General features: G+C 50.9%; 9 protein-coding genes. 7 read left to right on the top strand and 2 right to left on the bottom strand.

What is annotated here, in order from left to right; all coding sequences use genetic code 11:
* Window positions 1-825: 825 nt before the first annotated feature.
* From MJ768_RS10005 to recX, 5 genes are all read left to right on the top strand, one after another.
* A complete protein-coding gene (locus MJ768_RS10005) occupies window positions 826-5,079 on the top strand; it encodes a PAS domain S-box protein (protein WP_239291262.1) in 4,254 nt (1,417 codons plus the stop codon).
* A 546-nt stretch (window positions 5,080-5,625) separates the two neighbouring features.
* Complete coding sequence (locus MJ768_RS10000) at window positions 5,626-6,819, top strand: O-succinylhomoserine sulfhydrylase (protein WP_239291260.1); 1,194 nt, start codon at window positions 5,626-5,628, stop codon at window positions 6,817-6,819.
* 117 nt (window positions 6,820-6,936) lie between these two features.
* Window positions 6,937-7,419: a CinA family protein gene (locus MJ768_RS09995; protein WP_239291243.1), complete on the top strand. Its 483-nt coding sequence runs from the start codon at window positions 6,937-6,939 to the stop codon at window positions 7,417-7,419.
* 189 nt (window positions 7,420-7,608) lie between these two features.
* Window positions 7,609-8,640: a recombinase RecA gene (gene recA / locus MJ768_RS09990; protein ID WP_239291233.1), complete on the top strand. Its 1,032-nt coding sequence runs from the start codon at window positions 7,609-7,611 to the stop codon at window positions 8,638-8,640.
* Window positions 8,624-9,079 carry a recombination regulator RecX gene (gene recX, locus MJ768_RS09985; RefSeq protein ID WP_239291231.1) on the top strand — a complete coding sequence of 152 codons (456 nt, stop codon included), beginning with the start codon at window positions 8,624-8,626 and terminating at the stop codon, window positions 9,077-9,079. The genes recA and recX overlap by 17 nt, the downstream gene beginning before the upstream one ends.
* Window positions 9,080-9,190: 111 nt before the next feature.
* On the opposite strand, the gene MJ768_RS09980 is transcribed toward recX, so the two are convergent.
* Both MJ768_RS09980 and fnr read right to left on the bottom strand, forming a co-directional pair.
* Window positions 9,191-9,778 carry an SCO family protein gene (locus MJ768_RS09980; RefSeq protein WP_239291221.1) on the bottom strand — a complete coding sequence of 196 codons (588 nt, stop codon included), beginning with the start codon at window positions 9,776-9,778 and terminating at the stop codon, window positions 9,191-9,193.
* A 298-nt stretch (window positions 9,779-10,076) separates the two neighbouring features.
* Window positions 10,077-10,805, bottom strand: coding sequence for a fumarate/nitrate reduction transcriptional regulator Fnr (fnr, locus tag MJ768_RS09975; RefSeq protein WP_239291219.1), 729 nt, complete (start codon window positions 10,803-10,805; stop codon window positions 10,077-10,079).
* 1,094 nt (window positions 10,806-11,899) lie between these two features.
* On the opposite strand from fnr, the gene MJ768_RS09970 reads away from it, so the two are divergent.
* Window positions 11,900-12,664 (top strand): hypothetical protein, encoded by a 765-nt coding sequence (locus MJ768_RS09970; RefSeq protein WP_239291217.1) that lies wholly within the window; start codon window positions 11,900-11,902, stop codon window positions 12,662-12,664.
* A gap of 56 nt (window positions 12,665-12,720) precedes the next feature.
* Window positions 12,721-12,999, top strand: coding sequence for an HPr-rel-A system PqqD family peptide chaperone (locus MJ768_RS09965; RefSeq protein ID WP_239291215.1), 279 nt, complete (start codon window positions 12,721-12,723; stop codon window positions 12,997-12,999).

The raw sequence follows: 12,999 nt of genomic DNA, 5'->3' as shown, positions 1-12,999 counted from the left end.
CCAGCTATTTGGGAATCCAAAATGCATGTGAAAAACACACACCAGATAAGTATATACGAGACATTTGCAGAACACGAAATCAGACAGGAACTTAAGACGGTTTACAAGTAATTAGATCGGCACTTCAAAAGTATTGGCATCAATCCAGCTCAGGACGTTGTGGGTGCTAACCGGATAAGCACGGAACGATTGATGATTGAAGCCTGCAAACACAACTCGCAGCTGCTGCGCACCAGTCATCGGCGGCCAGTGAAGAAACAGATCATGGCGATTTGCAATTGCAAGTGAGAAGATCAGCGGCGCGCGCTCACTACGGCAAACTCATTCGTAGCGTGCGGCATACGTTTAATGCCGTGCAAACCTTTAGGGCACCTCTAAAAATCCAATTTTCGTCACAATACGGCGTTACTCGAAAAAAATTATCGCTTACATATCAACTATATGCCACGCTCAAATTTTTTACTCGTGCCTTGTCTTGCCTAGAAACTTGAATTTTTAGAGGCGCCCTTTATTGAGATACACCAACAAGGCCAGGACTGGATAAATCGCCATCTCTCTCGCAGTTAGGGCTCGCAACTCGTCATGATGGTAGCAACAGGGGTCATCAGGGATAGAAAGGGCTGCAGGATGGCGGGCTAATTGCATCCTAACCCACTGCGCGCTTGATAAACCCACCCAAATCCGGCCCTACTCGGTTAGTGCGATAGAACCAGCATCAGCATGAATTTATTTGTGCAGGATTAAGAGTATACTGAAAACTAGTGCAATTTACATCTTCGGCCTCGCGATCCGCCAGACTAATTCGCACTTTAACAGAGGTAAGCTATGTCCAAAAAAATCCGCGATCCCGCCATTCTCAACCCCGCCGCTGGCACGGCTGAGGTTATCACCGAAGACCGACGTCAAGAGGCGCTGCTCAAGGCGGGAGCTTTACAAAGCGCGATTTTCAATAGCGCTAACTTCTCGAGTATCGCCACCGACGCCAAGGGCGTCATTCAGATCTTCAACGTCGGTGCGGAACGCATGCTGGGCTACGCGGCCGCCGACGTGATGAACAAGATCACCCCGGCCGATATTTCCGATCCGAAGGAAGTGATCGCGCGTGCCAAGGCATTGAGCGCCGAGCTCGGCACCCCGATTACGCCGGGCTTCGAAGCATTGGTGTTCAAGGCCTCGCGCGGCATCGAGGACATCTACGAACTGACCTACATCCGCAAGGATGGCAGCCGCTTCCCGGCGGTCGTGTCAGTCACCGCACTACGTGATGCTCAAAACACCATCATCGGCTACCTGCTGATCGGCACCGACAACACCGCGCGCAAGCAGATCGAAGCAGAGCGACAGCGTTTGCTTGATATTCAGGAGGAGACAAATAAACAACTGCAACGGACCAACGTCACCTTGCAGGTCAGCGAGGAAAAGCTCGCAGTTACGCTCAACTCCATCGGTGATGCAGTGATAGCCACCGATGCCGAAGCGCGTGTGACGCTCCTGAATCCTCTTGCCGTACAGCTCACCGGTTGGACGCAGGCGGAAGCCACCGGTCGTCCGGTGGACGAGATTTTTAACATCATCAACAAAGAAACCCGTCAACCCGCCGTTATCCCGGTGATGGAAACATTGGCGCATGGCACGGTACAAGGCTTGGCCAACCACACCGTACTGATAGCACGCGGTGGTAGCGAGTGCGATATCGCCGACAGTTGCGCACCAATTCGCGACCGCGATGCTCAGGTAATCGGTGCCGTTCTGGTATTCCGCGATGTCACCGGCGAATATGCAGTGCAGCAGGCCTTGCGCGACAGTGCTGCGCAGATCCAGACGATACTCAATACCGTGGTGGACGGCATAATCACCCTGCATGCCATCGACGGCACCGTCGAGACAGTTAACCCGGCCGCTGAGCGAATGTTTGGCTATACCGCCGCAGAACTCAGCGGACAAAAATTCAGCATGCTGATACCAGAGCTTGATCGAGACCAGCACAATGGTAATGGGTCTCTCGAGTATTACAGTGCGAGCGATGAGGCGCGTGCCATCGGTCTCGGACGCGAGGTTGTGGGCCGGCGCAAAGATGGCAGCATTTTCCCGATGGAGATAGCGGTAAGCGAGATGTGGCTGGGTGGCCAGCGTTACTTCACCGGCATTTTACGTGATAACACCGCGCGCAAGCAGGCGGAAGAGTCGCTGCTCAAAGCGGGAGCCCTGCAGAGCGCGATTTTCAACAGCGCCAATTTCTCGAGTATTGCCACTGATGCCAAGGGCGTCATTCAGATCTTCAACGTCGGTGCGGAACGCATGCTGGGCTACGCGGCCGCCGACGTGATGAACAAGATCACCCCGGCCGATATTTCCGATCCGAAGGAAGTGATCGCGCGTGCCAAGGCATTGAGCGCCGAGCTCGGCACCCCGATTACGCCGGGCTTCGAAGCATTGGTGTTCAAGGCCTCGCGCGGCATCGAGGACATCTACGAACTGACCTACATCCGCAAGGATGGCAGCCGCTTCCCGGCGGTCGTCTCAGTTACGGCGCTGCGCGACGATCAAGACGCCATCATCGGCTACCTGCTGATCGGCACGGACAACACCGCGCGCAAGCAGGCGGAAGAGGCGCTGCTCAAAGCGGGAGCCCTGCAGAGCGCGATTTTCAACAGCGCCAATTTCTCGAGTATTGCCACTGATGCCAAGGGCGTCATTCAGATCTTCAACGTCGGTGCGGAACGCATGCTGGGCTACGCGGCCGCCGACGTGATGAACAAGATCACCCCGGCCGATATTTCCGATCCGAAGGAAGTGATCGCGCGTGCCAAGGCATTGAGCGCCGAGCTCGGCACCCCGATTACGCCGGGCTTCGAAGCATTGGTGTTCAAGGCCTCGCGCGGCATCGAGGACATCTACGAACTGACCTACATCCGCAAGGATGGCAGCCGCTTCCCGGCGGTCGTGTCAGTCACCGCGCTACGCGACGATCAAGACGCCATCATCGGCTACCTGCTGATCGGCACGGACAACACCGCGCGCAAGCAGGCGGAAGAGGCGCTGCTCAAAGCGGGAGCCCTGCAGAGCGCGATTTTCAACAGCGCCAATTTCTCGAGTATTGCCACTGATGCCAAGGGCGTCATTCAGATCTTCAACGTCGGTGCGGAACGCATGCTGGGCTACGCGGCCGCCGACGTGATGAACAAGATCACCCCGGCCGATATTTCCGATCCGAAGGAAGTGATCGCGCGTGCCAAGGCATTGAGCGCCGAGCTCGGCACCCCGATTACGCCGGGCTTCGAAGCATTGGTGTTCAAGGCCTCGCGCGGCATCGAGGACATCTACGAACTGACCTACATCCGCAAGGATGGCAGCCGCTTCCCGGCGGTCGTCTCAGTTACGGCGCTGCGCGACGATCAAGACGCCATCATCGGCTACCTGCTGATCGGTACCGACAATTCCGCGCGCAAGCAGATCGAGGAAGAGCAGAAGAAGCTCGACCAGCGGCTGCGCGACCAGCAGTTTTACACGCGCTCTCTCATCGAATCCAACATCGACGCGCTGATGACTACCGATCCATCCGGCATCATTACAGACGTCAACAAGCAGATGGAGGCGCTCACCGGTTGCACGCGAGACGAGCTGATCGGTGCGCCGTTCAAGAATTACTTCACCGATCCGGAGCTGGCCGAGGCGGGCATTAAGCTGGTGCTGAACGAAAAGAAGGTCACCAACTACGAGCTCACCGCGCGTGCCAGGGACGGTAAGGAAACCGTGGTGTCCTTCAATGCAACCACTCTCTATGATCGGGACAGGAGGCTACAGGGCGTGTTCGCCGCGGCGCGCGACGTCACAGAACGTAATCGCCTGGATCAGGCGCTGCGAGAAAAGAATATTGAGCTGGAGAGCGCCAGAGCTGTGGCGGACAAGGCGAACCTCGCCAAATCAGATTTCCTCTCCAGCATGAGCCATGAGCTGCGCAGCCCGCTCAATGCCATTCTCGGGTTCGCCCAGCTGATGGAGTCCGACTCCCCGCCGGCAACGCCCTCACAACTGAAAAGCATAGTCCATATTCTTCAGGCGGGATGGCATCTGCTGAAGTTGATCAATGAGATCCTTGATCTCGCGGTGATCGAGTCCGGGCAGGTACCGATATCGCAGGAACCGGTGGCGCTGGCCGAAATCATGCTCGAATGCCAGGGCATGATCGAACCACAGGCGCAACAGCGTGGCATCAAACTGACCTTTCCCCAGTTCGACATCCCTCTCTATGTCCGTGCCGATCGAACCCGGTTGAAGCAGATTTTTATCAACCTGCTTTCCAACTCGATCAAATACAACATCAAGCAGGGAACGGTTGAGGTGAAATGCACCGAGAGCACGCCCGGACGCATTCGCATCAGCATCAAAGATAGCGGTGCGGGATTGCCTCCGGAACAGATGGAGCAGCTCTTTCAGCCGTTCAACCGTCTCGGACAGGAGGCTGGCAGCGAGGAGGGCACAGGCATCGGCCTCGTGGTGGCTAAGCGACTGGTCGAACTGATGGGGGGCGCAATCGGCGTGGAAAGCACCGTCGGTGTGGGAAGCGTGTTCTGGTTCGAACTCATCTCGGTCGCTGAGCCACACCTTTCCATGGAAGGGTGCGAAGCATCGGTATTGGCCCAACCGCTTGTGCGTCGCGGAGCGAAGCTGCACACCCTGCTCTATGTAGAGGATAATCCGGCGAACATGAAATTAGTCGAAAAAATCATCGCGCGCTATCCCGATATTCGGCTGCTGACGGCGGTGAGCGGGAATAGCGGCATCGAGATTGCGCGCGCATCCCACCCGGATGTAATCCTGATGGACATCAATCTGCCCGGCATCAGCGGCTTCGAAGCCCTGAAAATCCTGCGCGCCGACTCGGCCACGGCTCACATTCCGGTCGTTGCCCTGAGCGCCAATGCAATGCCACGCGACATCGAGAACGGCCTGGCGGCGGGATTCTTCCAATATCTCACTAAACCGATTAAGGTCAATGAGTTCCTGAATATATTGGACGAAGCACTGGTGTTTGCAGAAAAAAAGAGCCAGTCAGTGCAAATAATGCAGCTCGAATAATTATGCTCAGTGCGTCCGACATTTTTAACGCCAACATCTTAAGATAAGCTAAAAAAGGGACACCAACGTTTTTTAAACTTCAGGCGGAGGTGTCAAATGAAGCAAAGAATACCGAAAGCAAAATACAGCAAGGAATTTAGAGACCTTACGATATTGCCGCACCAATCGTGTCACCTGCTGTACTGATTGCGCTCTCCTTTGGAAATTCGGAATGCAACCCCGGTTGATCCGTCCGATAAAGTCTATATCTGCTCCAAGGTCTGTAACTTTGCTTCTTCCATATTAATCACCATGTTTCGCGGCGTAATGACCGATTCAGAAATGCAACTTTCTGCTGATTCATCGGTGGAAATACTTTAACCCTTCAGACTCCTTTCATATTGGAAAAGGCTGGATGTTGACAATGATGTGTAACAGGTGTTAATTTTGTTCAAGCGCCGATTTGAGGAACAGCTTGCGGGCGCTTTATAAATACAGCTAAAGCGGGAAAAGCCCGGTTTAGCTCAAGCTATCCGGGTTTTTTACTTTTGCACGAGGGAGTACGTTATGCCAGAACAACCCAATCAAGCAGAACATTCTTATCAGCTTGAAACACTCGCAGTACACGCTGGTACAAAGCGCAGCCAATTTAATGAACATAGCGAAGCTATGTTTCTCACTTCCAGTTTCGTGTTCGATAGCGCGGCCCAAGCCGCTGCACGCTTTATTGGCGCAGAGCCGGGCAACATTTATTCGCGCTTCACCAACCCTACAGTTACCATGTTCGAGGAACGTTTGGCCGCGCTAGAAGGCGCAGAGCAGTGTGTGGCGACGGCATCAGGTATGTCGGCGATTTTGGCGTGCTGCATGGGTTTGCTGAAAAGCGGGGATCACATTGTCGCTTCCCGCAGTATATTCGGTTCGACGGTAAATTTGTTCGGTACCATCTTCAAACGTTTTGGTGTGGACACTACCTTTGTTTCTGCCACCGATGTGAACGAGTGGGAAGTTGCGGTACGACCCAACACACGGCTATTCTTCCTGGAGACGCCGTCCAATCCGCTTACCGAAATATCCGACATTGCAGGCATTGCGGCAGTGGCGAAGCAGCATGGTGTGTTGCTGGCGGTAGATAATTGTTTTTGCACCCCCGTGCTGCAACGTCCGCTGGAATTGGGCGCGGACATTGTGATCCATTCCGCCACCAAATATCTTGATGGGCAAGGGCGTGTGCTGGGCGGTGCGGTGCTGGGCAGCAAGAAAGTGATGGAGCCCGTATATCAGTTTCTGCGTACGGCGGGACCGACCATGAGCGCATTCAACGCATGGGTATTCCTGAAAGGAATGGAGACGTTGAAAATTCGTATGGACGCGCACAGCGCTAATGCGCTGTCCGTGGCGCAATGGCTGGAGGCGCAGGCGAATGTGGCGCGCGTGTATTACCCAGGTTTGCCATCGCATCCACAACATCAACTGGCGATGAAGCAGCAGAAAACGGGTGGCGGTATCGTATCGTTCGAAGTGAAGGGTGGCAGAGAGGAGGCGTGGCGTCTTATCGACAGCACGCGCATTATTTCGATCACCGCTAACTTGGGCGATACCAAGACCACGTTAACTCATCCAGCCACCACCACGCATGCCCGTATAACGCAGGAGGCTAGAGATGCAGCTGGTATTACCGAGGGTTTGTTGCGCATTGCGGTCGGTTTGGAAGCTGTGGGCGATATTCAGACCGATCTGGCACGCGGGTTGTACAAATAAAAAGCTGCCATCTCTGGGTTTCTCCATCTGACCGATGGTCAATTTGTCGTGCGATTAGTCTATGTGTGGAAATGACGAGCCAATGAAATTATGCTTGTGAGCCGTGATATTGAAAATATGGCAATCCAAATTGGCAGTGCGCTAAAGTTGCATGGCCTCATGTTGGCCACAGCCGAGTCATGCACGGGCGGTGCGGTGGCCAGTGCTATTACTGATATTGCGGGCAGTTCCGAATGGTTTGAGCGCGGTTTTATCACTTATTCAAATGAGGCCAAACGCGAGATGCTGGGCGTGGCCCAAGACACTCTGACGCGTTACGGCGCGGTAAGCGAGGCCGTAGTGCGCGAAATGGTAGCGGGCGCGTTGTGCCATAGCCATGCGCAGGTAGCATTGGCGGTCAGCGGTATTGCCGGGCCAGCGGGCGGCATGCCGGGCAAGCCTGTTGGCACAGTGTGGTTCGCTTGGGGGATCAAGGGGGGGCAGTGTGTTGCGCGCCTGCATCATCTTTCGGGTAACCGTGCAGAAATTCGCATGCAGTCCGTATGCATAGCTTTTCAAGGAGTGTTGGATCTGCTGAATCGGGTAACGGAGGTAGCTTAAGATCGTGTCGGTTATGGTTGACATAATAAAATCCTGAGAATGTTTTTAAAATCAGGAAATTTGCGACAATTTTCATAACATCGCAAAAATCCATTGCTCATTCGCAACTAGTCCAACCGGAGTCTTTCTGGTTCAGACTCGGATGGCTTATGCCATAATCATGTATCATTTTTGAAGGGGAAAAATTGCATGGATGATAATAAAAATAAGGCGCTCGCGGCGGCACTGAGTCAGATTGAAAAGCAGTTTGGCAAGGGCTCCATTATGCGTTTGGGCGAGCATGATATTGCGCGCGATATTCAAGTAGTTTCTACTGGATCATTAGGGTTGGATATCGCGCTGGGTGTGGGTGGCCTGCCGCGTGGTCGTGTAATCGAAATCTACGGACCGGAATCGTCCGGCAAAACCACGCTCACGCTGCAAGTGATCGCTGAAATGCAAAAATTAGGCGGCACAGCTGCATTTATTGATGCAGAACATGCGCTCGATCCGCAATACGCGCAAAAGCTGGGCGTAAATGTCAGTGAGTTGCTTATTTCGCAACCCGATAACGGTGAGCAAGCGTTGGAGATTGCTGATATGTTGGTGCGTTCGGCTGCTGTGGATGTGGTGGTGGTTGATTCTGTGGCAGCACTGACTCCCAAGGCAGAAATTGAAGGAGAGATGGGCGAGCCGCAAATGGGCTTGCAGGCACGCTTGATGTCGCAGGCATTGCGTAAACTGACCGCTAACATCAAGCGTTCCAATACAACGGTGATTTTTATTAATCAGATACGTATGAAAATCGGTGTGATGTTTGGTAGCCCGGAAACCACGACCGGCGGCAATGCTCTAAAATTCTATGCTTCAGTTCGGCTGGACATTCGTCGTATCGGTGCGATCAAGAAGGGCGACGAGGTGATCGGTTCAGAAACCCGCGTGAAAGTGGTCAAGAACAAGGTGGCGCCGCCGTTCAAACAGGCGGAATTCGATATTTTGTATGGTGAAGGTATTTCACGTGAAGGCGAAGTCGTCGAGCTGGGTGTACTGCACAAGCTGGTCGAGAAAGCTGGCGCTTGGTACAGCTACAAAGGCGAGAAAATTGGTCAGGGAAAAGATAATGCGCGCGAATATCTGAAAGAGCATCCTGAAATGGCAATTGAAATTGAGAACAAAATCCGCGCTGCAGCTGGTGTAGCTGCGCTCAGTGATGGAACGGAAAGCGGTGTCAAAGAAGCCTGAGTTAAGTCTGCGCACCCGCGCCATGAAATATCTGGTGCGGCGTGAACACAGCCGTGCCGAACTTCACGCTAAGCTTCTGCTCCAGGCCACACCAGACGACAATGTGGAGAGGGTTTTGGATGAATTGGTGGCGCGCGGTTGGCTATCCGATTCCCGTGCAGTCGAGCAGGTGGTGCGCCTACGCCGCAATCGTTTCGGCATGCAGCGCATTGCATATGAGCTTCGCCAGAAAGGTATAGGCGAAGATCTGATTAACGATGCATTACCGCAAATGAGAGATACAGAATTGGAAGCGGCTCGCAGCATCTGGCAAAGAAAGTTCGGTATTGCCCCGGAGGATACTAAGGATAAAGCCAAGCAAGTACGCTTTATGCAATCGCGCGGCTTTATGCCGGATGTGATTTTTAAGGTATTACGGGGTACAGACGATAGTGGGTAGGTTGCTTGCGTACCAGTCAGACACAGTAGAAATAGATGGGTAGAGTAGGGAATTTTTCGGTGTGTGAATTGCTTTTATGATTGCTTGATCAGGGGACTTCCAGAACCCGGTTTAATGCGCCATCTGTAGTAGCAACTTTATATCCTGCACTAACAATGCGGTGCGCTGGTTATAGGGGGAAAGCAATACGGGCTTCCCGCGTGTGCCAATTAGGTAGGTACCATCGGAATGATCCAGTGTATAGCTGCCTTTTTCGCCCCGTTTTTCATAATTGACTCCAAATGTCTTGGCTACCTGTGCAGTAGTTTGGGCATCGCCGTACAAGCCCAGGAAAGACGAGTGGAAAGAGGGGACATATTCAGCCAATAGTTTTGGCGTGTCGCGTTCAGGATCCAGTGTGACGAATAGCACCTGTACCTTTTCTGCATCCTTATCTAGCAAGCGCATCACCTGCGCTAGGTCAGCCAGTGTAGTCGGACAAATTTCGGGACAGTGGGTATAACCAAAAAACAGCACCACCACCTTGCCTTTAAAATCCGATAGCCTGCGCATTTTGCCGTTGGGGTCGGTGAGATGGAAATCCACAGGTTCTTCTGCATACCGCCAACTGACATCAATGGCTTGGAATGGAGTAGGCGGCTTGGATTTCTCGCAACTGACTAGCAGCGTCATAAATAACAGTAAAAGCAGGTTACGCATTTATTTCTCCTTACAACAATCAGCAATTGGGGCGATGAATAATTGTAAAATTACGGAAATGCGCATATGCATGCGCGAACAGCTATTTGAATTTGACGAGCCATGAAGTTCCGTCGGCTGCGTCGTAAGCTTTGTTGCGAAAATGATATCAGCCTAAGCAGATGGAAGAGATGATGGGTGCACAACGATCAGTTGTGACAGGTTTTCATTGCAGTGACGCTAGTGTTACAAAGTCATATGGTTTATGTTCAGATTGAACAACAATATAGGGTGCGTCATCAAATAGTTGTCTGATATGTTAGCGCGCGCGCTTTCCCATGCAGGCTTGTAGCCCGGGCAGGCAAAGTATTTCCAATGACCTATTACGCACATTAATCAGTTTGCTTTCCTGTAGCTGCGACAGTGCGCGGCTGACGGTTTCCAGTTTTAATCCGAGATAGCTGCCGATTTCTTGACGCGTCATGCGCAATTGGAACGATGTGGGCGAATAACCTCGCACCGCAAAACGCTGCGATAGATTGAGCAGGAAAGCAGCCAAGCGTTCCTCCGCACGCATTGATCCGAGCAGCAGCATAATGTTTTGATCGCGCACGATCTCTCGGCTAAGGATGCGGTGCAGGTGCCTCTGCAGAGGAGGAAGTTCTCGGCTGAGATCCTCCAGACGATTAAATGGGATTTCACATACCTCACTGTCTTCAAGTGCTACGGCATCGCAAGTGTGTGCATCGCTACTAATGCCATCCATGCCGATGATCTCCCCAGCCATCTGAAAGCCGGTTGCTTGTTCGCGCCCGTCTTCATTAAGGATCTGGGTTTTGAAAAAACCAGTACGGATCGCATATAGCGCCTGGAATTTGTCTCCGCTCCGGTATAGGATGCTGCCATGACGGTAAACACCCTTGCGGGTAATTAAATCATCCAGACGTGCCATTTCGATATTACTCAGATTAACGGGCAGGCATAATTTGCGCAGATTACAAGTCGAACATGCAGTTTTCAGTGAATTGTTGGGAGCAGGTTTGTGCATGGTATGGATTTTTATAAGGTATTTTGGTATGCAGCATTTGGTTTGTGATACGGGCAAAAAATTAATATAGGCAAAAATTATATGTTAATTTTGACATATATCAAGCCGTAAGTGAAAAATTTCCAATTTATAATTATATTTGTTACGGGTGCCGCATCTGAGAAGGTTGCTGGCACACTGGCCACGTGATGCCACGTGGAGAGTGCGCACTTGGGAGATTGGCTGGTTGCGGTCTGGACATGCCGAACGCTGGAGATTGAAGAACGGCTGATCCCAGGCATTGAGAAGACGGTCTCATCAAGGGCACGAGGGCTGCGATTTGAGCGGCTTCTAACAAGAGCTGGATTTGACTGCGTAGAAACTAAGCGCTCCCATGACAATTACCCAGGTTTTCAAGTGAGTCGCATAGTGTTCATGCCAGATACTTTTGGCTTCAAGCAGCATCATGCCGTGCTTTTTTCACTTGGAACTTGAAACTGCTATTAGATAGATATACGGCAAATCAATCACAATTAAATTGAAGTACTTTATGGCATACTTCATTTTGGAGATTATTAAATTATCTTCGCATTTTTACCGAGCATCCGTAACTGGTCTTATGAATTTAGGTATGAGATGCCATTGAATATAATTGACATTTTTTATATATCGCAACTGCATGTATATTCGATTAGGTCGCTTAAATCTGATTGAGCTTGCTCCTGAAGTCAATATGATGCAGGCACACTTCAATAAAAATGAGGTAAGTTTTTGAACTTGGCTTTGTATTCTAGGAAACATCAATACACCAGTTTTATTGAAAAATGAAGTTATTATTTCATTCCGTTACGTAGGGAAATGTTAACCAATCGAAATTTATTTGATAATTAATATTTGGTTCGAATGTCGAAAATTCTTACACCTTTGAATAATATATTAAGCAGAACAAGGAATCGTTGAAGTATTAATAATGTAACATGCTAGTTATTAATATAATATGCCATGTACGTAATATTTGGCACGTATCTTGCTTGTATTATTCAGTGTGTTCTACCAGCTTCCTCATTTTTACCTGTCACTTAATAATTGAGTTGTGGCAGTGCATAGAATGCGGGATGCAACGTTATAAGGATGATTTGATGACTATCAATGTGGATCAAAATGATGAGCCGACAAAACAACAATTATCCCAGGATGCAGCTGATCAAATAAAGTTTTCAGGCGAATCTCGCAGACGGTTTGCTACGTCTGGTTTGGCTGCATCAGGGATAATTCTAACTCTTGCTAGTAGGCCCGTATTGGGTCAAACGTTTTGCTTGTCACCATCTGGATTCGTATCTGGCAATACCAGCCAGCATGGTGACTGTCCCCCTGCCATGCGAACCGCTACACTTCCCGCAGATCCAGACGAAACATTGATAGGCGCATTCCCGTTAAGTCTACCGAATGCTTCATATAACAGCCGACTTTTGTCGGCTATGCTGACAACTCCTTGGCCGGAGCCTCGACTTGCAAGTGTAAACGTTCCAGTGCAGGTGCAGAAGGGTAAATTGGGGGCTGCGAGCTACATGTTGGCGTTTCGCGCTTCATCTGGTTCCAATTCTCAGGCACAAAAGGGCAAGGGCACAAACAATATAACGCCGCCAACGTCTGCTTCTGTAAGTGCACCTCCGAACCCCCCTTTCCAAACACAAGAACTATTAAAACATCTTGTAATAGCATTACTTCGTGCGAGAAGTGGCGCTACTCCTTTTTTGACTGTATCAACTATTCAATCGATGTTCTATGAATGGCAAGCAAGTGGTACTTTTTCTCCAACTGCAGGTGTAACTTGGAATGCTTCACAAATTATTGAATATTTGAGTCTAACTCAGAGTTGAATTATCGTCATAACCAGATTCCGGCCTTATTCTCCCCTCAAAAATACTGATAAAATATGAAATGGCAAGTAATTTCCGATCAAGCAGTTAACTGCTGCTCATGGGATGATGAATTGGTGTTTTATAATAAACTTTCGGGAGATACACACCTGCTTGGTTCAGCCGCTGCTCAGGTGCTGTTGGAATTACGGCAATCGCCATTAAACGCGTTACTATTGACTGAAGCGCTTGCCCCACGGCTACAAGCCGACAATATAATGCATGAGGAATTTTCATTTCAAATTGAACATCTTCTCAATGAGCTTAATACGCTTGGACTGATAGAATTTAGCTGA

The sequence above is a fragment of the Candidatus Nitrotoga sp. 1052 genome (genome assembly GCF_927312905.1).
Lineage (GTDB): Bacteria > Pseudomonadota > Gammaproteobacteria > Burkholderiales > Gallionellaceae > Nitrotoga.
This window is presented reverse-complemented; position numbering and strand designations above follow the sequence as displayed.